23 protein-coding genes are annotated in these 25,948 nt (G+C 40.7%); 3 read left to right on the top strand and 20 right to left on the bottom strand.

Annotated elements, in window-relative coordinates:
• Positions 1-707: 707 nt before the first annotated feature.
• From ACNQGS_RS23625 to ACNQGS_RS23645, 5 genes are all read right to left on the bottom strand, one after another.
• Positions 708-1,505: a DUF8832 domain-containing protein gene (locus tag ACNQGS_RS23625; protein WP_491489460.1), complete on the bottom strand. Its 798-nt coding sequence runs from the start codon at positions 1,503-1,505 to the stop codon at positions 708-710.
• Positions 1,498-3,984 carry an FtsX-like permease family protein gene (locus ACNQGS_RS23630; RefSeq protein ID WP_491489461.1) on the bottom strand — a complete coding sequence of 829 codons (2,487 nt, stop codon included), beginning with the start codon at positions 3,982-3,984 and terminating at the stop codon, positions 1,498-1,500. The genes ACNQGS_RS23625 and ACNQGS_RS23630 overlap by 8 nt, the downstream gene beginning before the upstream one ends.
• Positions 3,956-4,663 (bottom strand): ABC transporter ATP-binding protein, encoded by a 708-nt coding sequence (locus ACNQGS_RS23635; protein WP_491489462.1) that lies wholly within the window; start codon positions 4,661-4,663, stop codon positions 3,956-3,958. Before ACNQGS_RS23635 ends, ACNQGS_RS23630 begins: the two co-directional genes overlap by 29 nt.
• A gap of 146 nt (positions 4,664-4,809) precedes the next feature.
• Complete coding sequence (locus ACNQGS_RS23640) at positions 4,810-5,067, bottom strand: hypothetical protein (protein WP_491489463.1); 258 nt, start codon at positions 5,065-5,067, stop codon at positions 4,810-4,812.
• Positions 5,068-5,098: 31 nt separating this feature from the next.
• Positions 5,099-5,242: a YrzI family small protein gene (locus ACNQGS_RS23645; RefSeq protein WP_491489464.1), complete on the bottom strand. Its 144-nt coding sequence runs from the start codon at positions 5,240-5,242 to the stop codon at positions 5,099-5,101.
• A gap of 360 nt (positions 5,243-5,602) precedes the next feature.
• On the opposite strand from ACNQGS_RS23645, the gene ACNQGS_RS23650 reads away from it, so the two are divergent.
• Positions 5,603-5,764: a hypothetical protein gene (locus tag ACNQGS_RS23650; protein ID WP_491489465.1), complete on the top strand. Its 162-nt coding sequence runs from the start codon at positions 5,603-5,605 to the stop codon at positions 5,762-5,764.
• A gap of 168 nt (positions 5,765-5,932) precedes the next feature.
• Here the strand turns inward: ACNQGS_RS23650 and ACNQGS_RS23655 are convergent, their stop codons facing one another.
• The 6 genes from ACNQGS_RS23655 to copZ all read right to left on the bottom strand — a co-directional run bounded on the left by ACNQGS_RS23655 (position 5,933) and on the right by copZ (position 13,385).
• Positions 5,933-7,102, bottom strand: a complete 1,170-nt coding sequence (locus ACNQGS_RS23655) for a uracil-xanthine permease family protein (RefSeq protein ID WP_491489466.1) — start codon at positions 7,100-7,102, stop codon at positions 5,933-5,935.
• A gap of 236 nt (positions 7,103-7,338) precedes the next feature.
• Positions 7,339-7,989 carry a response regulator transcription factor gene (locus ACNQGS_RS23660; protein WP_213119199.1) on the bottom strand — a complete coding sequence of 217 codons (651 nt, stop codon included), beginning with the start codon at positions 7,987-7,989 and terminating at the stop codon, positions 7,339-7,341.
• The gene (locus tag ACNQGS_RS23665) at positions 7,989-9,413 is read right to left on the bottom strand and encodes a PAS domain-containing sensor histidine kinase (protein ID WP_491489467.1); all 1,425 of its coding nucleotides are present in this window, start codon (positions 9,411-9,413) and stop codon (positions 7,989-7,991) included. The genes ACNQGS_RS23660 and ACNQGS_RS23665 overlap by 1 nt, the downstream gene beginning before the upstream one ends.
• A gap of 186 nt (positions 9,414-9,599) precedes the next feature.
• Positions 9,600-10,526 carry a DUF8832 domain-containing protein gene (locus tag ACNQGS_RS23670; RefSeq protein ID WP_491489468.1) on the bottom strand — a complete coding sequence of 309 codons (927 nt, stop codon included), beginning with the start codon at positions 10,524-10,526 and terminating at the stop codon, positions 9,600-9,602.
• Between the two features lie 220 nt (positions 10,527-10,746).
• Positions 10,747-13,101: a heavy metal translocating P-type ATPase gene (locus ACNQGS_RS23675; protein ID WP_491489469.1), complete on the bottom strand. Its 2,355-nt coding sequence runs from the start codon at positions 13,099-13,101 to the stop codon at positions 10,747-10,749.
• A 74-nt stretch (positions 13,102-13,175) separates the two neighbouring features.
• Positions 13,176-13,385 carry a copper chaperone CopZ gene (copZ, locus tag ACNQGS_RS23680; protein WP_491489470.1) on the bottom strand — a complete coding sequence of 70 codons (210 nt, stop codon included), beginning with the start codon at positions 13,383-13,385 and terminating at the stop codon, positions 13,176-13,178.
• Between the two features lie 241 nt (positions 13,386-13,626).
• Here copZ and ACNQGS_RS23685 point away from each other — a divergent pair, with 241 nt between their 5' ends.
• On the top strand, positions 13,627-13,953 hold the full coding sequence (locus ACNQGS_RS23685) for a hypothetical protein (protein WP_491489471.1): 327 nt from the start codon (positions 13,627-13,629) through the stop codon (positions 13,951-13,953).
• Between the two features lie 116 nt (positions 13,954-14,069).
• Here ACNQGS_RS23685 and ACNQGS_RS23690 read toward each other — a convergent pair whose 3' ends face one another.
• The 4 genes from ACNQGS_RS23690 to ACNQGS_RS23705 form a co-directional block, all read right to left on the bottom strand.
• Entirely contained in the window at positions 14,070-15,548 is a 1,479-nt protein-coding gene (locus tag ACNQGS_RS23690) for a PAS domain-containing sensor histidine kinase (protein ID WP_491489472.1), read from the bottom strand.
• 177 nt (positions 15,549-15,725) lie between these two features.
• Positions 15,726-16,388: a DJ-1/PfpI family protein gene (locus tag ACNQGS_RS23695; RefSeq protein ID WP_491489473.1), complete on the bottom strand. Its 663-nt coding sequence runs from the start codon at positions 16,386-16,388 to the stop codon at positions 15,726-15,728.
• Between the two features lie 159 nt (positions 16,389-16,547).
• The gene (locus ACNQGS_RS23700) at positions 16,548-17,594 is read right to left on the bottom strand and encodes a flavin-containing monooxygenase (protein ID WP_491489474.1); all 1,047 of its coding nucleotides are present in this window, start codon (positions 17,592-17,594) and stop codon (positions 16,548-16,550) included.
• 251 nt (positions 17,595-17,845) lie between these two features.
• Positions 17,846-18,868, bottom strand: coding sequence for a nuclease-related domain-containing protein (locus ACNQGS_RS23705; RefSeq protein ID WP_491489475.1), 1,023 nt, complete (start codon positions 18,866-18,868; stop codon positions 17,846-17,848).
• 706 nt (positions 18,869-19,574) lie between these two features.
• On the opposite strand from ACNQGS_RS23705, the gene ACNQGS_RS23710 reads away from it, so the two are divergent.
• Positions 19,575-20,831: an MFS transporter gene (locus tag ACNQGS_RS23710; protein WP_491489476.1), complete on the top strand. Its 1,257-nt coding sequence runs from the start codon at positions 19,575-19,577 to the stop codon at positions 20,829-20,831.
• A 142-nt stretch (positions 20,832-20,973) separates the two neighbouring features.
• Here ACNQGS_RS23710 and ACNQGS_RS23715 read toward each other — a convergent pair whose 3' ends face one another.
• The 5 genes from ACNQGS_RS23715 to ACNQGS_RS23735 form a co-directional block, all read right to left on the bottom strand.
• A complete protein-coding gene (locus tag ACNQGS_RS23715) occupies positions 20,974-21,984 on the bottom strand; it encodes a DUF3231 family protein (protein WP_491489477.1) in 1,011 nt (336 codons plus the stop codon).
• 370 nt (positions 21,985-22,354) lie between these two features.
• Complete coding sequence (locus ACNQGS_RS23720) at positions 22,355-23,029, bottom strand: pepsin/retropepsin-like aspartic protease family protein (RefSeq protein WP_491489478.1); 675 nt, start codon at positions 23,027-23,029, stop codon at positions 22,355-22,357.
• 28 nt (positions 23,030-23,057) lie between these two features.
• A complete protein-coding gene (locus tag ACNQGS_RS23725) occupies positions 23,058-24,425 on the bottom strand; it encodes an arsenic transporter (protein ID WP_491489479.1) in 1,368 nt (455 codons plus the stop codon).
• A 492-nt stretch (positions 24,426-24,917) separates the two neighbouring features.
• Complete coding sequence (locus tag ACNQGS_RS23730) at positions 24,918-25,274, bottom strand: heterocycloanthracin/sonorensin family bacteriocin (RefSeq protein WP_491489480.1); 357 nt, start codon at positions 25,272-25,274, stop codon at positions 24,918-24,920.
• 246 nt (positions 25,275-25,520) lie between these two features.
• Positions 25,521-25,829 (bottom strand): hypothetical protein, encoded by a 309-nt coding sequence (locus ACNQGS_RS23735; RefSeq protein WP_491489481.1) that lies wholly within the window; start codon positions 25,827-25,829, stop codon positions 25,521-25,523.
• Positions 25,830-25,948: the final 119 nt, after the last annotated feature.

Genomic DNA, 25,948 nt, shown 5'->3' on the forward strand with positions numbered 1-25,948 from the left:
TTAGTAGGATTCTATTACTGAATATTAACGTAATCAATTGGATAATGAATATATGGACCGACCTTAATTACCGAACTATGTCTCTGCCGAGCATTTGGGGAGTTATGAACGCTCCTTATCTACCGAACTATGGCGTTGCCGAGCCATTGGGGAGTTATGAACCGCTCTTAACTACCGAATCATGGCGCGTCTAAGCTATTGGGGAGTTATGAACGCTCCTTATCTACCTAACCATGGCGTTGCCCAGCCATTGGGGAGTTATAAACACTTCTTATCTACCGAACCATCGCGTTGCCCAGCCATTGGGGAGTTATGAACGCTTCTTATCTACCGAACCATCGCGTTGCCCAGCCATTGGGGAGTTATGAACGCTTCTTATCTACCGAACCATCGCGTTGCCGAGACATTGGGGAGTTATAAACGCTTCTTACCTACCGAACTATGTCGCGGCCGAGCCATTGGGGAGTTATGAACGCTTCTTATCTACCGAACTATGTCGCGGTCGAGTTATTGAGGAGTTATGAACGCTTCTTATCTACTGAACTATATCGCTGCCAGTAATTGGGGAGTTATGAACCGATCATAACTATCAAACCTAAACGCCCTTGTATGGATTTAGAGTTTAACCAATTAATCCATAGTAGATTATGAGCCTATAATAAAAAGAGGCAAATCTAATTCGATTTGCCTTTCAATCGTATTTCACCCTACTGAACCTTTATCACATAAGGAACTGTAAAGACTTTGTTATCTCTCTGAAACTGTACCCAAATCTTATAAATTCCGCTTTTCGGAAATTCTGTTTCAAAAAGTGCCTCCGGACCACTTCCCTGCCCTTCAACTGCGTGAACGTGCAAGTAAAGTTCCCCGTCCGATGATAAAACGACCACATGACCAATCGCCCCTAAGTAAGGCTCGAGGTCCGTAATCGGCTGATTTGTTGCTTCGTCCGTTAATGTAAACTTAAGAGTAAGCTCCTTGTTTGCCTCGACAGAATCCATCATTAAGGCTACTCGATTGCCATCCACGGTTTTCACAAGGTCATCATCAACCACGACCGGAACAGAAGCCTTTTCACTTCCCTCAACGTCAACCCACGCCATTTTGGTCATTGAATCGCCGTCAGTTGGCTTAAATTCTGCAATAAGCTTATACTTGCCGCCAGCGGGAAATTCATTTGTGATTTCAAACAAACCTTTCCCTTTATACTCAGGATGGATGTGATTGAAATAGGATAAATCCTTGCTGACGATAATCAAGTGCAATAATTTTTCGTGCGTAATTTCAAAATCATCAATCGGTTTCCCGTCATTCTTCAAAATCTTTAGTTGTATCCGTTGCTCGTCACCTGCTGCACTTTCAATCTTCCAGTTCGCCTTTACATCATCAGCGACAATTCGGGTACTGACTTCCGCAACTTCCTCATTCTCCCACGATTCATTCGATCGCCCGCAGGCAGACAGCAATAACAACGGCAAGAACAGTACCAACAGGATTCTACTCATATCGAAGCGCCTCACTCAACTTGATTTTTGCCGCTCTGGTGGATGGAGCGATGCTGGAAATGATGCTGACAATAATCCCAAACAAAGCTATTATCGCAATAATTAACCAAGAGACGCCGAATTCAAAGGTTAGTGAGTTTACTTGCATAAACGTAGACGTCAAATAGATTAACAGAATGCCAAACAGGATTCCGATAACAGTTGCAGCAAGACCTATTCCAAACCCTTCTAGTAAAATAATCCCGATAATCTGACGGTGCGTTACACCAACTGCCCGCATCATCGCTATTTCCCGGACCCGTTCCATAATATTAATCAGTAAGGTATTCGCAATTCCAATGCCAGAGACGATAATCCCAAGGATGACAAGGGCGTTCACCATACTGAAGGATGCTGTAATGGTACCGCCAATCATAGAAACCCAATCCTCAGGCCCCCACATTTCCTCAATTCTCCCACCGAATTTGGAGTAAATATTCTCTCTCAATTGTAGTGGACTTATTTGTGCTTCCTTGATGACTAACGCATTTCTTTCATATTTCACACCGAAGTTTTCCTTGAAGTTCTCATCACTCATAAACGCCCCGTAACCACTATTTTTCATTGTGTTTACCATTGCGGCCACTTTAAAGGTTTTTTCACCGTCAATAGTAGCTAACGTAATGCTTTCGCCAATTTTTCCTCCCCAAGTCGCAAAGGCGGCCTGATCAAGGAGAATTTCATCATCTTTTAAGCTCTTAATTAATGCACTGTGTGAACCGTTTGCTACGGTAAACAACGGGAATCGGTCAATCCAGTCCGCCCCCACTCCGTATACAGGGAGCATTCGCTTCTCGCCATCCAAATTCCAAACGATTCCCTGCATCGAATACGTAGCTGCATCTTTGACTCCGTCTGTATTTTTAATAATGTCGAGATCCTCTTTCTCAATATGGTGGAACATGATGTCGAGATTTCCGCCGTAAGATTGGTTAATCATTTTCTCATACGATTGTAAAAGTGCCGAATTTAGAGAACTCATTAACACAATCATGGCAATCCCAAGAGATAGAATCACGGAAGTCATGGAAGTGCGGCCAATATTTCGATTTAAATTACGGATTGCGACGTCTCCGGAAAATTTGAATACAAGTCGATAGAACGCTTTCAGAATAAAACTAAACAGTTTAAAGAGATACGGAAATACTAGGGTGATTCCAATCATAAGCGGCAGGACTAAAATCAAATGCTTGATGAAAAAGCTTGATAGAATAAGCAGGACCCCTACGATCCCTAACCACTTAGAATGACCACTAGGCTTTGCCTTGTTCTCTTTTAGCACATCAATCACACTCGTCTTACCCACCTGTTGAATCGGGTACCAAGAGGCAAGAATCGGAACGAGCAGACCGGCAAGGATTGATACGATCAACCCGGTTACTAATTCCATGGAACTGTTGCTTTGTACGCCATACACCATGAAGATGAGCAGTTTCAATCCGTGCGCAAGGCCATATCCTACCGTAAGCCCAAACACCGTTCCGATAATGGCAACCAATAATACCTCGGTCAGGACCATACCCTGTAATTGTCCCGGTGTATATCCAATCGTTTTCAACACGGCAAATTCACTTTTTCTTTCTTTAATGCTTACATAGAGCGAATTAAAAATGATGAAGGCGCTCAGGGCAATTCCCAGGAAACCAGCAATATACAGGGCTAAGAAGAAAGTATTCAGGTCCTTAAAAGCAGTATCAAAGTTAATAATCATAGGCTGCATATAAATACCGGTATTGCTTTTCACAAATTGATCCAGCTCATTCTCTACGGCATCAAGCTGATTAGGGCTTGATGCTTTTACCTGGATTGCTTGAACTTTTCCGTTTAAATCAAACCAATTTTGAACAGTTGGGAGTGGAACCGCGACCGCCCAGTGGTGATATTTCGCCATATTCCAGCTGGAAGGGCCCATTAAGTCTTTTGTGTATCGAACAATGGCCGTTATCTCAATCGTTTTGACACCTTGGTCTGTATCAAAGGAAATCGTATCTCCAATCTTTGAGCCCCAAACCTTTGCTGTTCGATCCGTAATGACGGCCCCCTTGGCTTTTAGATCACCGTCAATTACTTTGAAACCAGTAACTGTGGTATCAAGCTGGCTATAGCCGGTGAGAACGACTCGTTTCTGGATGGAAGAGATCCCTTTTTCTTTTGTAATCAACTTGGTGTTTTGCTTTAACATTGCAACAGATTCATAATCCTTACCCGAAGCCATTTGCTTATCAACATCTTCGGAAAAATAGGCCTCCGTTCCAGCAATAGTAAAATCCGCTTTTGCTATAGCCTCCTTTAAGTAAATAGGAAAGGCTTTTTCTGCCGTATTGACAGCTGCAATTACACCGAATGTGGAGGCAACCCCTATTATGATTGATAACATCGTAAGAAAAGTCCGCATCTTCCGCCGCATTAAATTACGCCATGCGATTTGCCACTTTTTCATTTCGATATCCTCCTTCCTCCACGATCATTCCATCTCTTACCACAATGATTCGATCCGCTACCAGTGCTGCCTGTTGGTCATGCGTCACCATGACCACCGTAATCTTTTCCTCTTTGTTAAGCCTTGATAAAAGCTTTAAAATATCTTCTCCGTTCTTTTGATCGAGATTGCCGGTAGGTTCATCTGCTAGGATTAAACTTGGCTTCATCGCTAACGCCCTTGCAATGGCTACTCTCTGCTGTTGGCCGCCGCTTAGCTGGGAAGGGAATGCTAACTCTTTACCTTGCAGGTTTACTTCTGACAGCAATTTTTGCACAATCGTTTTGATTTCATTTTTTGGAGTGTTGTTAGCAGTTAGGGAAAGCGCAATATTTTCGCCGACCGTCATCATCGGCAGGAGCTGATAATTTTGAAAAACAAAGCCCACCCTTGTGCGACGGAATAATGTTCGTTCTTTTTCATTTAATTTGGTTAAGTCAATTCCGTCCACGACGATATTTCCTGTTGTAGGCTGATCGAGACCCCCTAGTAACTGAAGCAATGTGCTTTTCCCAGAGCCACTCGGTCCCATAATGGCCACAAATTCCCCTTTACGGACGTGCATAACGGTTTCCTTTAGTGCAAAAAAATCACCCGACTCCAAAGTATACATTTTTGAAACATTTGAAACTGATATCATATTTTCCCCTCCATTTAATGGCATGTTGTGTTTTCTATATTTTCATTGTAGTAATGAATGCATGTTGCCAAACCGCACTCTTTTTGGAGGTCACCGCACTCTTTTTAAGGTGCCTCCGCAGGATTTTGCGGCAGCCCGCAAGTTTATCAGTGATTGCGATTAGTTACTCTCGGATAAAGTGGCGTTTCTCTCGGATACCGGTCCATTACTCTTTGATAAAGCACGGTTACTCTCGGATAGCAGGATATTACTCTCAGGATGGGCAACATTACAGGCGAATAGGCTGGCGTTAATGTCGCATGACGGGCTGTTACTGTCGGATAAGCCGCTGCTACTGTCCCATAGCCTGCCGTTACTGTCGGATAAGCTGCTGTTACTGTCGCAGCATGACCATAACGAGGCAAAAAAAACTGCCAGGTAACCCCTGGCAGTTTGTTAGTGCATCAAATAATGATTCGAGATTAGCCGATCTTTATGCTCTTCATATAGTTTTTCAACCATTTCATCGTGAAGGGCTTCTTCAGGTTCGATTAATCGTTTTTTTATGCTAACGGTAAAGAATAATAGATTCAATGTCATTGTAATTTCCTCCTTAATGGGATTTAGTCAACCCACTGTTTGTTGTTTTCTATATTCACATATTACTCAGTTCAGCCGCTTCCCTAACCGCACTCTTTTTGAAGACCGCCGCATTTTATCCGTGTGTCACCGCAGTCCTAACCGCTAAAGATTACCGCGTTTTCTATCGCAAAAAGAAATGGCGCAGTTCACTAAACTGCGCCATTTCTTATACCTATTTTTCACATGCCAGTCACATGAAAAAAGCTGTCGAAACAGCCAATTTTGTTGCATTTATTTTCTACTCCTCTATTGGAGCGGATTTACCGAGTGCTTTATGTAAATAATACGATTGTTAAATGAAAATCGAGGAGGATTTATATGCAGCAACACAATCAACAAGCTAAAGGAAATGCGGGCTCCATGATGCAACCAGAATTTGCCGGAACGGATGCCCAAAAAGTAAAACAAGAAATTCAAAAAGATGTCAGTGCAGGACAAGGTGCAATGACTTCCCGTGAGGCAGGAGCCATGCGCGATTAATTTTACAGGTAGAATTAAAAAAGCAACGGTTCTGCCGCTGCTTTAAATGGTTCATGGAATGGTTCATGGGGACGGTTCTCTTGTTTCATTATGGTTTACAGAATGTATACCGCTATAGGATTTAGGACCAAGTAAACTGATGCACAAGAACCGTCCCCATGCATCTTTTTAATCTTCATTCTTTGTCGTAAAATCGGGTACGAGCCAATGGATGAGTAATCCGGCGATGGTCGCGTAGGCGATACCGTTATGAGCATATCCTACTCCGATAATGAAGATGATAGCGACGATGACCAAATTTTTCATATTTGCCAGGCTTACTTTTTCCTCAATGAGATGACGGATCCCCATTGCGGCGATCATACCAAATAACAGGATACAAATGCCGCCCATTACTGCAACTGGAATGGATTGGATGAGAGCTCCAACTTTTCCGAACAAGCCAAGGAGAATCGCAATGACGGCAGCGCCTTGTACGATCCTACTGGAAAACTGGCGGGTGATGGCTAGAACACCCAGGTTTTCAGCATAAGTGGTTTGCGCGGGTCCGCCGACGAATCCGGAGATAAGGGTGGCAAGACCGTTACCCAAGAGAATCCGCCCGAAGCCAGGATCTTTTGTGACTTCTTTTCCAGTAATCTCGTTTAATACAAACATATGACCTAAGTCTTCAATAATGGTAACAAGTGCAATCGGTGCCATACCAAGGATGACAACCCATGTGAATTCAGGCATCACAAAATGAGGGAGCGCGAAAATAGGGGCATCTGCAATGTTTTGAAAATCGACATAGCCGCGGACAGCAGAATAAATATAACCGACGATAAGACCGATGATAATTGGTAAGAGGCGGATCACCTTCGTGCCAGCAAGCGTCGCGATGATAGCGGCAAGAAGGCTCACAATGGCAGCGTCCCAATGTGTCGCGGCCATATTAGTGACAGCTGTTGTCGCCAAGGAAAGTCCGATAATGCTGACAACCGGACCGACGACGACTGGAGGGATGGCTTTTCGCACTTTATCGAAGCCAACTGTGGCAATAATCAGCGATACGATGGCATAAACAACGGATACGCTGATAAGGCCTGCCACGGCTTGACCCGGCGAGTGAAGCTTTCCTACATATAACGCAAGTGGAGCAATAAACGCAAAAGATGAACCTAGATACGTAGGAACTTTTCCACCTGTAATAAGATGGAAGATCAAGGTACCTACACCACTGGCTATAAGGGCACTTCCTGGATCAAGGCCGGTTAGCGCTGGCACCAAAACTGTTGCACCAAACATCGCAAACAAATGTTGTAATGACAATGGTATTGCTCTTAAAAAATTATTCAATCCTGTTTCCCCCCTTTAATAGTTCCTTTGTCTATTCAATGTTAAATATTCGCATAAAAAATATTTTATGTCTTTTTTGTTTACCTTTTTGTATTTTCTGTTTTTGCTACGTTCATACACAAAAAAGAGGCTCCCGAAGGAACCCCCATTACACGCTAAAATCATTGCGATTTTAATTGTGAAATCCACAGCTTTTTATTTGTTTTTTCCAACAGTTACGCCAAATAAGAATGGTATTATTTCAATTCTTCCTCAGGAATCAACCCAAGCTTCTTGGCCTTGGCAATGGTATCGACTCTTGTTCGAACGCCAAACTTTTGGTAAAGGGCGGTCAAGTTATACTCTAATGACCGCTGGCTCATCGCTAAATTCGAGGCGATTTCCCTTGTACTTTTCCCTTTAGCTAGTTCTGTCAGGATTTGTTCTTCATTGCTGGTTAGGACCACTTTTTCATTGGCAGTGGATTGATCCGATATGATCCCCGGTCTTCTTAATTCTCTTACCAATGAAAGCGGCAGAACTACCTGCTGCCTTAAGGCACTCCTAATTCCTGCAACTAACTCATCCCGCGATGAAGTTTTTGAAAGAAAACCAGAAACACCTGCTTCAACCAGCAAATTAAAATGAGGCTTGATATCGAAGCCTGTATAAATCAATACAGTCAAATCCGGATTATATGCCAATGCTTGCTTTGCTAACTCAAGCCCATTTAGGTGTGGCATGTATAAATCGAACAACAATACATCATAATGGTGCAGCTTGATTAAATTCATCGCATTCAATGAACTGTTTTCAACCGTAATGTTGAAATCCGGTTCTTGTTCCAACAGCATTTTGGTACCTTCAATAATGGATAAATGGTCATCTACAATTAAAATATTTACCATTATACTAAACTCCTTTCTAAGTTAATCGGAAGCTGTAAAGCAGCAAATAAACCACACTTCGGCTCCAAACTGATATCCATCTTGCCTCCAAGACTTTGCGCTCTTTGTTCTACATTTGTTAACCTCAAATGATCCGAGGAAGAACTCTGCCCAACTCCGTCATCACTGTAGACCAGCTTCAATTGATGATCCTCATAGTAGAGATCAAATTTTATTTCATTCGCCCGAGAGTGTTCCTCTGCATGAATAAGGAGTTCCTGCACGATCCGGTAAATCCCGATCGTCTGCTCCTCGCTTAGCGGAAGCATGGAGAGATCTTCTGACGTAAAAGTAATTTTATAGGTGGAGCTAATCTGGATATGCTCGAACAAATTTTCCAATGATCTTTTTAATCCTAACTCTCTTAGCAGAGGTGGGCGTAAGTTATTGCAGGTCGCCCGAATATCATGAATGATATCCAACAAACCCTGTTCGATCCCAACAAGTTTGGTTTTGACTTCCTTGTCTATTTCATAACGATTCAAAAGAGATTCCAGCCTGCGGTATAAGTCAATTTGATCCTGCAAAACCGTATCATGCAAATCACTCGATAACGTCAATCGCTGCTGTTCCTGCAGATTAAACATTAACCGCAGCACCCATTGCGGCGTTTCCTTACTACGGGTGGCTGTTTCCAGCTGCTGGATCAAATTCTCTATCATATTTAAATTTTCAAAAACCATCATCGAATAATAGGCCAACGTTTCCAGCCAAATTGATTCCATCTTTTCACGAATGGCACTTGCATTGATGGACAGGATGTAGGGGCTCTGTTGCCGATTACCTATTTTAATCATGACCTTTTCAGAGGCCTTCTCCATTTTTCCTAATGATAATTGTATGTCTTTTGGAGAAATTTTCATTATGGTAGGATTCGAGTTTGGTAAAATGGTTATGAGTTCCTTGATTAGTCTCTCTTCCAAGTCAGCATGTTTCATCACAAAAGAAAGATCATTCGAAAAATTCTTCAGGCTATTCTGCAACACTTCATGACGGTTCTTATGGTACGCAAGCTCTAGCTCCATCCGCTTTCGTTCCGTAATGTCCCTAATCGAAACAACTTGAAGATAATTCTCTGTGTCGGGAAGCGGCGTGGTTTTACATTCGCCATAACGCACTTCCCCATTCTTTCTAATCATTCGATATTCCGAGGTATTACTTTGTTTTGAGGCCAGCAGGTTATGATGCCTTTGCAGCATATGTCCCCTATCCTCAGGATGAAGAAGGTCAAAGCCGTCTCGATTGTGTAATTCTTCAGGTCGATACCCCATAGTCTCATAAACATTTGGGGTAATATATAAAATGTGACGATTCCGATCCACAATCATGATTACGTCACTTGTATGATTGAGGATTGTTTGAAAAAATTGCTGGTTGTTATCCATAAAAGCACCACCTGTTTTCTCCTCTACTCCTAGTTTAACTGGAATTTCTTTATGCGAACCGCAAAATTCTTGCGTGTTTGGACTCTTTTCGTGCACTTCCTAGATTTTTTGTTTTTTTCTACACAGCACTAACGAAAGGGAGAGTCTAGCCTGCCCTCCCCCTCCACATGGTTCACATTCTATTTATTATTCCGTCACTTCAATCACAAACGGAAATGCTCTCACTTTACCATTTTGTTTGAACTCAGCCCAGATTTTATAAATACCAGGCTTACTAAATGTAGTTTCAAAAATCGGTTCCGTATCATTGGACGGGTGCACATGGAGAAATTTCTTGCCGTATTCATCGAGTATCACCACATGGCCCATGGCTCCTAAATATGGAGTCAAATTGGTTCTATCAAGGTCGAAGGAAAGTTTAACGTTCTCCCCTGCTTTGAAAGAACTGACGGTCATTGTAACCTTTTCCCCATCGACAATCTTGGTGAAATCAGTATCTGGAACTAATGAATGACCATGTGCAGCCGTATTTACAACTGGTGAACCCACCACAAATGGAACTGGTTCTACTGCATAAGCATGAGATTTAGGCTTAATGTCGATAAATGCCTTATAATACCCTTCAGGAAGTAAATTTCCAATCGTGAACTCACCTTTACCTGTTCGCTCAGGATGTAAATGGTAATACTTCTGAAGCTGTTCGTCGACAATAATCAAATGAAGAATCTTTTCATGATTGACTTCTAAATCATCGATTGGATTTCCTGCCTTATCCTTTAAATAAATTTTAATATTGTCTTTATCATTGTAAACAAACGCATTTACTTGGCTGCCTTCACTATGTGAAGAACCCCCGTCATGGCCATGGCTTCCTTCCTCCCCATGAGCACCCGTTTCCGCTGCCTCGCTACCATGATCTGAACTCCCCATATCCTCCATGGTTTCCATGCTTTCCTTTTTATCTTCGTTCTTTTTGTTTTTCGTATTCCCCATATCCTGCATTCCCGCTTCTGCAGCGGTTGTCTTTTCATCTGCGAACCATTTGTCATAAGCCTGAAAACCAACGATGACAATGGTTACATAAAGCATTCCTGCGATTGCCCATTTTCTCATTTCTTTCACTCCTTATAATGTTGAATGGATAAATTCTTCCAATTGGTATGTTCTTAGCATACTGCTAAATGGCTAACTTCAAACCGCAAATCAATCGAATCACCCCGCAAAGTTTTTGTTAGCTTCCGCTAGAAAAATAGCAACTGTCAGAAAAAAAATAAGCTTGCGGATCCTTTTTTCCGGGACCATTCGCAAGCTCCAAATAGCAATTGAAGAAATTTCACCGCAATATCACATCCACTAACTTCTGTATTCCTGCATCCTCTAATAAATTGTTATAGATAAAATAACCACCAAACAGTACCACTAGTAACAGCAAAGCCGGTATCAGCCATCTTTTTGGAGAAAATGCAGCCTCCTCGGTATCGGTATTCAACTGTTCGTTTTGTAACCTAAGGGCATTTAATACCACGGATACAGAGCTAAATGCCATAGCCGCACCCGCCAGCCATGGAGCGAGAAAACCGAGTGCAGCGACAGGAATGCCGACCGTATTGTAGGCAAACGCCCAGAATAAGTTTTGCTTAATGTTTTGCATCGTCTTTTTGCTCATATGAATGGCATCTGCAATACTATTTAAATCCCCACGCATCAGGGTAATATCCGCCGCCTCCAACGCCACATCCGTACCAGTTCCGATCGCCATGCCAATATCGGCAACTGCCAAAGCGGGTGCATCATTGATTCCGTCCCCAACCATGGCGACAATTTTCCCTTGTTCCTTAAGCTTCTTCACCTGTTCCGCTTTCCCTTCAGGAAGTACCTCTGCAAGAACGTGGTCAATTCCAGCCTGTTTGGCAATCGCATGTGCCGACTCTTTATTGTCCCCCGTAATCATGATCACTTCTAATCCCAGGTCTATCAGGCGTTTCACCGCTTTTTTCGATGTTGTCTTAATCGTATCTGCGACTGCAACAATTCCAACATATTCTCCATCAACCGCAGCCAGCATCGCGGTCTTACCCTGACGTTCCAAGTTCTCCATTTTTGCTAAAGCTTTCTCAAAAGAAACGTGATGCTCTGCTAAAAGACGGCGGGTTCCAATTAAAACTGCTCTTCCTTCAATATTTGCTCTAACACCATACCCCGGTATAGCTTCAAAATCAGTGCAATCCTCTATTAAAATTCCTTTTTCTTGAATCCCATGAACAATCGCTTGTGCCAACGGATGTTCCGACTGTTTCTCGGCAGCCGCGACCACCGATAAAAATTCCTCTTCGCTAACTTTTCCATCCACAATAATATCGGTGAGAACAGGCTGACCATTTGTAATGGTTCCTGTTTTATCCAAAACAATCGTGGTTAGTCGGCTAGCTCTTTCCAGATGTTCGCCGCCTTTAAAAAGAATGCCAAATTCAGCCGCACGACCCGATCCAGCCATAATCGACGTTGGGGTGGCCAACCCCAATGAACAAGGGCAGGCAATCACAAGCACGGCAATTAATTTTTCAAGGGAACCGGAAAAGTCACCTGGTGTTACCCAGAAATACCAAATTAGAAAAGTTAGGATAGCAATCCCGATTACAATCGGAACAAAGATTCCAGAAATTTGATCAGCCAAGCGCTGGATTGGAGCCTTAGAGCCCTGTGCACTTTCAACAATTTTGATAATCTGAGCAAGAGCCGTGTCTTTTCCCACTTTAGTGGCACGAACTTTGATGAAGCCGTTTTTATTGAGGGTAGCGCCGATCACCGTGTCCCCGATCGTTTTATCTACCGGAACACTTTCACCAGTCAACATCGATTCATCCAAAGCGGTTCTGCCCTCGATAATCTCTCCATCCACAGGAACCTTCTCACCAGGCTTAATTAATAGAATGTCTCCCACTTCTACCTCTTCAAGCGGAATCTCCAGCTCCTGGCCGTTTCTTTCGACAACTGCAAGCTTTGACTGTAATTGCATCAGCTTTTGAATGGCTTCCGAGGTACGCCCTTTTGCGCTCGATTCAAAAATCTTCCCTAAAATAATAAGAGCAATTAAAATGGCACTCGTCTCAAAATAGACTTCTAGCATCGCGGCGCCCGTTCCATAAGATTGTATCAAAACATATAAACTATAGAAGAAAGCCGCCGATGTCCCAAGCGCCACCAAAACATCCATATTAGCACTGCCGCTCCGCAATGCTTTATATGCACCCCGATAAAACTGAAGGCCAATCAGTAATTGTACAGGTGCAGCCAACATCAGCTGCACCCATGGATTCATAAAGAAAGCCTGAATGCCTAATGTATCCGGAACTTTCGCCATATTGGCAAACATGACCAGAGCCATTGGAAACGACAGCAGCATGGCGAACAGAAACTTGCCCTTTTGTTGCAGCAGCTCCAGCTTTCTTGGGTCCGCCTTATCTACACCCGGCTCTTCTTTCCTTTCGGCACCATATCCCAGCTTTTCAACCACTTGTATGAGGTCCTGGTCTTGAACCATCGAAGGATGAAATTCCACTGTGGCTGTTTCCATTGCCAGATTCACTACTGCCTTGGATACCCCATCTATCTTATTTAAACCTTTTTCTATCCTTGCCGCGCAGGCCGCACAAGTCATCCCGATTATCTGCAAGTTTACTTCTTTCATGCTCATAATTTCGTCCCTTTCCTACATTTTTTCACCTCGATTAACATAGACCTTATTAAGTTGTGGGACATTTCTTAATGGCAGACTTCGTATCCGCGGCTTTCAATGCATTCCTTAATTTGTTCGGGACTTACTTGTTCTAAATCGAACACGACCGCCACATTGGCTTCCTTTAAATTAACTTTTACTTTATTGACACCCTCCAGTTTTCCGACGCTTCCCTCAATTGACTTTACGCAATGCTGGCAGGACATCCCTTTTACTGCTAATGTAATCCGATCCATTTTCCATCTCTCCTTTTGGAATAATCATTTGACATTATCATTGTATAGGAGTTGCCTCTTAGTAAAACCGCAATGTTTCTGGGTCACCCCGCAGGATTTTGATGAATCCCTGCAAGGTATTTTTCGGAAAATAAGCAGAGCAACTACTTAGGAAAGATTGCGCATGGTGACAGTTGAACTCGTACTTTCGTATAATGAAAAGGGATGGAATACCGATCAAAATTAAGATGGTGAACTAGGAATGAGAATATATTTATCAGAGATGCAAATGGAGGAAATAAAACGAATCGTTCAAAAAGAATTTTTGATAAAAGGAATAGAACCAACAGATGAATATTTATTTATCCACTGTTTTTCAAAAAAACAGAAAGAAACCATCTATTATCATCTGTTAACCGAAAATGATACCTTGATCATCCGCTGCTATGCACGCGTGTTCGACACCATAGGTTTGAGTGTGATAATCAGAAGCACTGCAAAAAACATATTTGAATATCTGATAAACCACACCGGATTACAAAACACAATCTATATAGAAAACGGGATGGAATTAAAATTTTATAAATGAGAGACAAAAAAGCGGATTATCCTTTTCCTAACTAGGATAATCCGCTTTTTTATAACTTTGTGAAGGAAAATACTAAAATACCATTTAGTATAGTTTATTTTCAAAAAAGGCACTCATTATACACTAAGCGGTATCTGCATCTTTACACTCAAGCCATTCCCAGGCTGTGAGGCAAATTCAATCGTACCATTTAGGCTTTGAATCCTTTCTCTCATACCAGATAATCCCATACTTTTGAAGGACGGAGTCAACTTTTCAGCAGCAAAGCCGACGCCATCATCCAAATAGTGAAGATGAATCCACTCTTCCGTTCTGCTTAGATGAAAATGCAGATTACTAGCCTGGGAGTGTTTAATGGCATTGTTAAGCAGCTCTTGAACAATACGGTAAATGCCGATGGTTTCTTCTTCATTTATTACAAGGCTATCCGTATTCTCGACTGTAAACTTGATTTTAAAGGTTGAAGATACTTGAGTATAATCAAATAAATTTTCTAAAGCGCTAATAAGGCCCGCTTCCCTTAGAAGCGGCGGACGCAGCTCATTACAAGTCATTCGAATTTGATGAATCGTGTCCAACAGGCCTTGCACAATTCCCTTTAGCTGCCGGTCTACTTCACAATCAAATTGGTATTCCTTTAATATGGATTCCAAGTTTCGATATAAAGCCATTTGATCCTGCAGGACGGTATCATGTAAATCGCTTGATAATTCCATTCTTTGTTTTTCCGATAAGTTAAACAATATTCTTAAAATCCACTGTGGTTTTTCACTTTTTTGAAGGGCTGTTTCCAATTGACTCATCAGACTCTCAATTACATTCAAACTTTCAAAAACCATTACGGTGTAATGAACCAATGTCTCCAGCCAAATCAAATCCATTGATTCCTTGATGGAAGAGGATTTCATGGTGAGAATATAAGCCATTTCCTTTCGGTCGCCTATTAAAATATAAATCTGCTCGTTTTCAACCTTGAGTTTACCAACCGTTAAATTATTCAAAACAGCCGCCAGACTTACTGGGTACTCCCCTTCCATCGCTTTCGATTCCCGATCATATATCACCATTTGCGGTTCAGAATCCGGTATTATTGTGTTAAGCTCGTGTATTAGTCTGCTTTTAAGCTCCGACACCTTCATAACTCCTGATAGGTCCTGTGAGTAGTTTTTTAAACAATTTTGCAGTTCTTGATATCGGTTCTTTCTTCGCTCAAGCTCTGATTCCATTCTTTTTCTCAATGTAACATCCCGAATGGACACAACGATAAGATTGTCGGGATGGTTTTGAACCGGCATGACCCGCGATTCAAAATATTTTAATTCGCCGTTTTTATGAAATACGCGATATTCGTCCACCCTTGGTTCACCTGTCGCGATCACTTCTTTATGTGATGCCATTAGTCGATCCCGATCTTCCGGAGAGAGAGGATCAAATGCATTTCTCCCTACGAATTCGTCTGGACCATAACCTAAAATTGTTTCGACAGAAGGTGTAGCAAATTGTACGATTTGATGTTGGTCAACAATCAAAAGGATATCGAGTGTATGCTTTGCAATCGTTTCAAATTCCCAGTTCCTATAGGTCTTATTTTCCAAACTTTCACCGCCTATGGATAATTTTTCCTATAAATTCCATTTTACACGATGAACTAAGAATTGGATACATTAATGTTCGTTCCAGTACGTACTTTTTTCATTTTAATCTTGTCTGTTCTATACGAATAAAGGGAGGGGATGCAATTTCGGCACCCCCTTTAGATTTGTTGATATAGGTTAAATTTCAATATTTGCCTTGATTCTCCAGTCATGCGGGTATTCTTCTGTAGCCGCCGTCCTTTCTGCCGCCGTTTCACCCATTAATTTTCCAACAAGATACAGTGACATGTCGATACCAGCAGATACACCTGCAGAGGTAAGAATATTTCCCTGATCGACATAACGCACCTTTGAAACAACCGTAATATCTGGATAATTCGATTTTAAGTAATCTAAAGCAAGAAAGTGGGTGGTTGCTTTTTTTCCAGATAGAACACCTGATTGGGCCAAAATGACTGCACCTGAGCAAACAGAGGCAACGATGCCGCCTGATTCGTAAAAGTCCGAAATCCACTTGATTAACTCTTTATTTTCAACACATTTATGGATGGCATATAGCGGCCCGCCAGGAACAATTAAAATATCTATTTTAAACTCATTGCTCTGAAAGCCATAATCAGGTTGGACCTTAAGGCCATTATGAGAAGAAATGATTCCCCCTGTCTGTGAAATCGTTTTAACAATAAATGGCTTTTCTTCAATGGCTAAGCCTTCTGTTAACATTTTGGAAACTTTGTCATCTTCAAATACGGCAAGAGAAAAAACTTCAAATGGTCCAGCATAATCTAGCACATCTACATCCTCAAACAGCAATATACCTACATTCCATTGCTTTTTCATCATAATCCTCCCCAACTACTACTTTTTAAATGATACATTTCTATCATAGAATTCAAGCAGGCTTTAAAAACCGCAAAAAAACCGTAAACTCGCGCAAACATTTTTCAGTTTCCCGCAAAATTGCCTAGGCAAAAAAAACGCCAGATGGCGAATTCAGATTTATAAATCTTTCTTTGTCATGTAATTATAAAGATACTCCGCATCTTCCCCAACCCCTAAAAGCAAGGCCGAACCACGGCGGTGCTGCCATGGCAAACCAAGAAAATAGAGTCCGTCTATTTCTGTTACCCCTCTTTCATGCTTTATGTTTCCGTTCGAATCCAGAAGATTGGGGGTTTCGATCCATGAATAGTTCGGAGTAAAGCCAGTAGCCCAAATAATATTTTTTACTGAGATTGAAGTAAGGTCCTCAAATTGAATCTCATTTTTTTGAATAGACTTAGTTCTCCTCTTTACTATGACACTATGATTCTTTATCTTCTCCCTCAGCTCGTAACCGAAAATGGGGTCACCTTGGCTTTGGATTTTTTTACCGATGAAAGAATGACGATCAGCCTTTAATATCCCCAATTTATCAAACCACCAGAAAATGCTTTTGCCAGCGACATTTAAAGGCATGAAACGAATTTTTTGGCTAACAGATAAGTATGTTTCGTGACATTCCGATAACTCAACTGCGATTTGGGCACCCGAATTACCGCCTCCTACCACTAATACAGGACCATCTTGCAGCTGAGTTGGGTTTTTATATTCTGAAGAATGAAGCTGAGTTATTTCTCTTGAGAGTTCTTTCGCAAAGGATGGAATACTTGGTGTGTGGAATGGACCTGTGGCGATGACGATTCTCTTTGTTTTTATTATTAAATCGTTTGTTGATATGACAAAAATATCCTTTTCTTTTCGTACTTTTTGTACCTGAGTATTGAACTTTATTGGCAAATCAAATACTTGAACGTATTGATCGAGATACTCCGCAATTTCATCTTTTGTTGGAAACCCCTTCGGATTACCTGGTAAAGGCAAACCAGGTAACGAGCTATAAAATCTCGGTGTAAACAAAATGAGAGAATCATATCTCTTTCGCCAAACATCGCCTGCCCTGCTTTGATTATCAAGGATCAAAAACGAAAACCCCGATTGCTTCAAGTAATATCCCATTGATAAACCAGCCTGCCCGCCACCAACAACGACCGCATCGTAAATCATAAACAAGACCCCCTTTTTTAAAGTAAGTATATACCCTGAAATCAGCATACGACATAATAGGGAGTTAGTACGCGCAAATAAGAGCCCCACCCCCGCAAAAATTTGTAGGGCATTCGAAACCTAAATTTATTTTCGATTAATAACCAAATATTTACGAATCCAAGAGAAATATTTGTGAAAACCGCCTATTTATTTGCGAACCCAAATCAGAAAATGAGCTACTAAAATTTTTTGGGAAGAGTCATCTGATATTAATTTCCACTTCTCTCTTTTATCCTCATATTTTTAACTTCCTTTTTAGGATCCCAAGGAAAACTAGCGGGAGAATACGTCCGCGTCTTTTTCGAACCAGAAGAAATAAGATTTAATAAACGCAGGATTCTTCCGGCAATATGTATGCAATCCAAACGAGCAAATTCTCGGAACTGCTTGTTTGTGATTTTCAGATCATACAGCAAAAAATAGTCCATTAACATATGAATATGAGCATCCTTGGAATAAGTTTGGCAGGCGGGACAATACCATTTATGCTTTTTGCGAATAAGAGGATGATGAGAGGTAGGACATAGAACCCCAGGCATTAAGTCTGATTTCTCAATTCCGAACTTTTCTAACATGAAGTTTGTCGGAGGGGTATTCATTTTAATAAGGAGCCGGGATAATCTTCGCATTTCCTTTGCGTCAAGTACAGGAGTTTTATAATAACTTTCAAACATTTTAATTCTATTAAGGAATGCATCTGCCTTGCAAACACGCTTTTTCATCTTTCCCGATTCTGGGCCAGTAACAACATATGTTGCATACGGATTACTTAGGACGACCACATAATCAACCGGAACCGGGGGGAAGTTGTGCGCTGCCAGCAGTTTTTGTAAGTACTCCTGATGCCGTTCTTCTTGAGCTATTGGATTAGGATATCCTTTAATTTCTCCATGCCACTCTTGAATAAACTGTTTGTTTTCAGTGTCAAAAGTTAGGTTTCCGCCTATATTTTTCGAACCTACAGCAATAATGGAATCTGAACTAATTAGGAGTGTATCAATTTGGCAGTTGTACGGGCCATCAGGTAGGTTTAAATCGTGGAGTATAAAGTATTTCTGTTCTGGAAAGGATCGATAGTAGAAATCGAGCGACTCTTCGCCTTTGTAGCCAATCACTCTCCTTCGATGTTCGTCCTCAATCATTGGATATCTAGGGTGACTTTTCGGGAGCCGCCTCAAAATAGCTTCCAAGATGAGTATAATAAGCGGAACTACTCTTACTTTCAGTATCAAAATAACTCCTCCTTTCTATTTTCGAAAAATAAATTCTTCCCCAACATTGAAAATCCTGCTGGAATTAGTCGATAAATGTTAAAACATTGTGTCTTTTTTTCTTGAAAGATCCTTATTTGAAGTTAATCTATAACCTACTAATTTAAGTTTTGAAATTTACTTACGGAATTTTCCAAAATATTTGCAATTCTCCTCCTTTTATTTGCGATTCCCCCCAATATATTTGCGGTTCTAAACAAGAAGGAGCTGCCTCATCAGATTATTTGCGAAAACTCACTGTTTATTTGCGATTCTCCTCCTTTTATTTGCGATTCCCACCGATATATTTGCGGTTCTAAACAAGAAGAAGCTGCCTCATCAAGTTATTTGCGAAAACTGTCTGTTTAATTGCGAATCTCCTCCTTTTATTTGCGAATCCCCCCAATATATTTGCAGTTCTAAACAAGAAAAAGCTGCCTCATCAAGTTATTTGCGAAAACTCACTGTTTAATTGCGATTCTACTCCTTTTAATTGCAAATCTCCTCCGTTTATTTGCGGTTACTTCCGCCTAATATTGCGGTAATCATGCTGTATGTTTGCGGTTTTAGCTACTTCAAACTGGCGTAAGATAGTTTCAAAGCAGACGAAGCCGATTCTTAAGAAGTTGCCTAAAGAATCCCAAGCTGAATTTTCGCTTTCCAAAAAAATTGAAAGGGTGTTGTCATTATGTCAAGTCAACCACAAATCCAGGCACCAACGATGAAATCGTTGTTTGCCAATCGCTTTGTTCAATCGATATTATTATCAGGACTGTTTTTACAGTTAGGCATCTGGGTCCGAAACTTTGCCATCTTAATGTTTGTAACCGAACAAACCAATAAGGATCCATTCGCAATTTCGATGATCTCCGTAGCTGAATTCGGACCAATCTTTTTGTTCTCTTTTATCGGCGGGACCTTTGCCGACCGGTGGAGACCGAAACGCACCATGGTTTTATGTGATCTGCTAAGTGCACTGTCCATATTCGCAGTATTACTGGCACTTGTTTTTGGCGGCTGGAAGGCAATCTTCTTCGCCACCCTCGTTTCATCTGTTTTGTCACAGTTTTCACAGCCATCTGGTATGAAATTGTTTAAGCTTCATGTTCCGCAAGTCTTAATGCAGCTTGGGATGTCCATGAACCAAACGCTTCAATCTATCTTTACGGTATTGGGACCCATCATTGGTACGCTGATCTACTTCCAATTCGGTATCTATGTATCAATCGCCATCATGGGCATTTGTTTTCTATTATCCGCTCTTGTTCTTGCGTTCTTGCCTGCTGATCAAAAGGTAGAAACGGTTTTGACAACAAATGTTTCAGCGGAGATGAAGATGGGTTTGCGTTATGTATTTTCAAATAAGCTTTTCCTTTATATGGGGGGATTTTTCCTTGCCGCTGGTATGGGGCTAGGCCTTGTCAACCCACTGGGAATATTCTTGGTCACTGAGAATCTAGGATTATCGGCACAAAACCTGCAATGGTTTACCGCTTTAAATGGTGCAGGAATGATCCTTGGCGGGGTTGGAGCAATGGCGCTCTCCAAAAAGATCACACCGCAAAAGATGCTTTTGATCGGATTTATTTCGAGTGCCGTATCTGTTGCGGTATTGGGGTCTGTTAATCTTGTTTGGGCAGCCTTACTCGCTCAATTCGTATTCGGAATTATGGGTCCACCTATCCATATTGCATGTAATACATTGATTTTAACAAATGCCGAAGAATCTTTTGTAGGTCGAGTCAATGGAATCTTAAACCCTTTATTTATGGGTGGAATGGTGGTAAACATGTGCTTAGTAGGTCTATTAAAAGCAGAATATCCGCTTATTGTTATGTATCTAATGGCATCCTCTCTATTCCTTATCGGCGCATTAGCTTTACTCCCAATGCTAAAGCTTAAATCAGCCAAACAGGTGAAAGCTGTCCCTATGCAGCACCATTAAAAAGGCCTGGAGAATTGTAGACAAAAAGCACCCGAATGAGTGATTCGGGTGCCTTTGATTTGGATAAAAGAATTGACCGCTTTTTAAATTCCTGGGAGTGCTATTCTTCAACACAAGGCTTCTTTCCTATTCGTTACTTGTTCTATTCCTTTGCTAATTTCTCACGGTCATCAGCCATTGGCGGTTGTTCTAACCAACCATTCTTAATTAATAGTTGTGCCCCATCTTCAGCATATAAGCCCATTTCTGCTATCATTTTAGCGTATTCAACACCTAGGTCTCTTCTTTGCGAAACAGAAAGACCTGCGCCAAAATAACCAACTGCTGAGGAAACCAATATAACAACATGATTTAACATCAATTTATCCGAAAACGGTGAAACAGTTGAATTTGTTACTTCAGAAACCCATGAATTAGGTGACGACAAATTAGATTTCGTTAGGATCGAACTAAGAGCACTAAATTGTTTTTCACAAATATTTTTACCTTTTTGGAAATATTGTTGAACTTCTTTTGATTGGCAGACTTGCCCAAAGCCCATTTCTATTACAACTTTCATACTAACCTTTATCATATTAAAGCATAGACCACTAATTTCCACAGCATTTAAAGGTCGTTTTTTCCCAAACCATCCCGTCAGATAACTTTGATTATTTACGAAATCAATTTCATTTGGAATATTTATTCGAGGGGGTTTACTATATATCCCTTTACTTAACAATAGCTTTGCTATTCGCTTATATAATTGCATGGTTTCCGTATTACATTGAATAAAGTAGTCTATTTGGTCATCTCGTTGCGAGGTAGCGACTGCACCAGCATAGCCAGTTAATCCGAGTAATGTCATAACATGCATATAAACTAACATGAAGGTATCCGTAAATAATGGCGGGGCATTAAGATTGACATCTTGTTCTAGTGAAAATCCCTTGGGAATCGGAAAATTTTCTTGATTAAGAAAACCTGTAATTTTAACGAGATGGGATTCCGCTAGGCTGCGGGCAAATTCAAGAATGTCTCTAATATCTTGATCTTTCGCCTTCTCAATAGAATGTTGAAGTATACAAATTGACAAAGAATCATTTATGTATTGGGTCCAGAGATTGGCTAATTCTGCTGACGTTAGATCAACATGATGAGTGACTTTATCCACTTTTATACCTCCTGTTATTTACCACTAAAAATTAGATTTCCCTTTAATAGGAAAAATATCTAATGATCATTAAATCCATTTTTAAGTACCATTCCAAAAAATTTATTTTAAGAAAGCTGAACTGACAAAAATTTTTTTAGCCTGAACAAAATTAAAGTCAATAACATATCATAACCATAGGTAAGGACACCAGAAAAAAAAGACCGTGACAAAAACGACACGGTCAAATATAGTGTTAACGGTGATTCAATAATCCATCCTCGTCTGCCAACAGGATGGATTATTTATTTTGTATATATTGACTAAACATGACATCACTCTGCCTTTCTTTCATGTTGTTATATCAATCTCTCAAGTTTTCACATCGTTTTTAAGGTAATTGTACTGTTTTAATATGCTCCACATTCCGATAGATCCGTTCCCCTTCGGCTGTGATTAAAGCAATTTTGTTATTTTGAATCTTTTGGAGTACGCCGATTTTTTCAGGATGGTCTCCTCCATCAATAATCACAAGTTGATTTTCAAATTTTTTCAACTGCTCATCAAAAGACCTTGCTAAAGGAGTGGACTTTGGCATAAGGGGCAGATTTTCACTGGTTAAGGAATATGGCGTTGTATTTGGCGGATAGGGAATGAGCCATTTCACATGATTCATTGAGATACACATTGTTTTATAGACAGGTGAGTGAAATACGAAATAGTCGTTCATAATGCTAGTTAGGTAGCCATGAATGGATTTATTCCCCGTGACATAAACATTCAAGAACAATCCTTTAGCAACAGTTAATGCCTTTCGAAAAGATATGGCATCCGTTTCAATTGGTTTTTCCGACGGTGGGGTATTCACAAGATCTTCTTCTTCTAATTCAGTTTCTTTTAATCTTTGTACATGGATGAAAGGAATATAAATGAAACGATGGTTTTTGCTATCGTACAAGACGATGATGTCTAATCCGCTATCTAACAGGATTCCTTTGCGAAAATTTCCTCCCGAAAGTTCAACCTCAATTTTCTTTCCCATTAAATCAACAAAATCAATCGGCATCTTCATTCTCCTTTTTCACTAAAATATCTTAATGCGAAAGAGCGCCGCCAAAAAGCCAAGAAACCCAATAATATAAAACGACTAGGGTAAACAGAGTTGCGGGTGGTATGACGACAACCGTGATTTTGATATACTCCCACCAACTGATCATTACTTTTCCTTTCCTTACAATATGCATCCACATCAATGTAGCAAGGGTTCCCATTGGAAGCAGTAACGAGCCCATATCGCTGCCAATTACGTTTGCCAAGTAGGCAATTTTCAATTCGAGCAAACTAAGATCCATATGGGTTAAGGTAAGTGTTCCAACCATGAGGGCTGGGTGATTATTAAAAATATTGGAGAGAACGGATAGGAGCACGCCCATCATGACACTCGCGTGGAGCAAGCTTCCAGAAACTATCGGTTCCATGAAACTAATCAACCAGTCTGTCAATCCGATGTTATTGAGACCGTAAATGATGGTATACATACAAAAGGCGAAAACGATAATATACCACGGCGTTTTCTTCAGCATATCGGCTGGGGAGATTTTTAAATATGCCCATCTCCATGCTAAAAGAATAAGCGAGCCGATTACAGCCATGAGGGAAACGGGAATACCTAAAAACGAAGCAACAAACAGGCTGCAACGGACAGCAAACACGAACAGAAGAACATTTCGCATAAATCTTGAACGAGCTTTTTCTGAAGGATGTTCAATGCCTTTCACTGGCTTGAGGGGATGATAAGAGGAACTTGTCAGCCCCGAAACATTCGTAGGAACGGTTTTCGGTAAGATTTTCTTAAAGCGAAGGAACAAGAACCAAGTCAGCAGCAGCAACCCAAGTGTTGCAGGTACAAACATCATCGCTGTATGCAGCCACAAATCCATATGAACGATTTTAAGCGCAATTAAATTTACAATGTTACTTACTCCAATTGGGGCACTTGAAGCAGTCGCAATTAAAGCACCAGATAGCAAGTATGGAATTTTTTGCTTGTTTTTTAAGCCCATATTGTTTAACAGCATGACTAGGATTGGGGTTGTAATTAAAATACTTCCATCGTTATTGAAGAATAGCGTCATAAGAAAGCACAGAAGATTGACATACCAGAATAAACGTATCCCTGACCCCTTCGCTCTTTCTGCGAGCTTCTCAGCCATCCAGCTAAAAAAACCAAAACTTTCTAATACTATCGCCATGACAATCGTCGCCATGATTGTAATGGCAGCACCACTTATGGTTTCGGAAATGGACCCCAGATCTGATAATGAAACACTTCCACTAAGGACAACAATAACCGCACCGATTGCGGCAGGTATCGCTTCATTGATGCCTTTTGGCCGCCAAAGAATAAGTCCTAGGGTAACCAAAAAAGTCACAATGGTGATCCAAACAGTTAAATGGACCATATTTTTTCTCCCTTCATTTTGTGATTTCTCAGGAAGTAACCTGAGACCACATACCTTCCTCTACAATCGTTCCGCTGATGTCCCCCCCTACCATCTGTCCCTCTTGTGTTGTTGTACTTTATCCTATGAAAAATGAATAAGACAGGCTTTAGACTTGTACCCTTTTTTCAATAAATCAACTGGAGTCTAAACATATATAATGAAATTCTACTAGCTACCTCTCACTTGAAAAAACAAAAAAGCGAAGCAAATTAAGCTTCGCACAGTAAAAATTTATACAAATTCAATGGGAAGGGACATAAATGTAAACTCGCCGATTGGCGAGTCCGATAGGACGAAGACAGAGGCGTAGTTGAATTTATGCGTTAAGAAAGTATAAAGCTTTCGACAGAAAGTTTATACTTTCTTATTAGCTTACGAAAAACAGTACTGTCCCTTTATTATTTATATGCTTATTTAGCTAACCTGCTGGCGCTGACACAGTTATAGCAGTTAATAGTAGCCATTATAATAGCCATCATAATAGCCGCCATAGCAACTGCCACAACCTCCACATCCGCCAACCGCTAAACCAATGCCGACACAACTAAAACCAACACATCCAAACCCACCACAACGGAAACCGCCGCAACGGAAACCTCCACATCTAAAGCCCCCGCAACGCATGCCACCGCCACAATGCATTCCGCCGCCACAACGCATGCCGCCACCACAGTGCATACCGCCGCCACAACGCATGCCGCCGCCATGCAGGCGCGGATCCAGGCTCTGTGGATCCATCACAACTAACTCACCAGTTTGATAAGGATCGATTCCCAACCCTTGGAGATCAAATTGAAGATTATGCATTTTTTCCTCCCCTTTGTATTTCATCAGGTAAACCTGAATAGAGAGATGAATGTGTAAGATAAAACATTACACGCCGTGTACTCTCTTCAACAATTTATGATTCCTTATAGGTTGCTGTCACTAAATAAAGAGCCTATTTTTCGTTGAAGTTTTATGAGATGTTCTCAAAAAAGTCTAAAAATAGATTACTATATTAAAAGATTTGTTATGTAGGTAGAACAGTTGTTTATACTTATATGCTAGCAATTAAACTTCATCTAGAAAAATGATTCTATGCTTTAACTCTTTATTGGAATCTAAAACACCAATTACAATTTGATTATCTTCAGTTATTGTCACATATCTGAATTGTTCAACCCCATTAATAATTATTGCTGGCTCCAGCTTTGCCTCCATCTTGGCAAAGACATTCTCTGAGTACTCAAGTTTTAGTATATCAGCAATTTCTTCTGTGGTTTGTCTAATATATTTAAATAGTAAATCTTGGATTGAGAATTGCTCAATCATCGTTAAATTTTTCTTAAACTTTAACTCATTTACTGAAACTGTTTTCACATTAATCACTCCTCAAATAGTAATTAAAGTGTAAACTTATCAATTCATAACCTCAACGATATTATAGTGACAGAATATTTACATTTTGATTTCAGCAAATGCACAGAAGGACAATTTCA

It is taken from the genome of Neobacillus sp. PVCKKU3 (assembly GCF_058323225.1).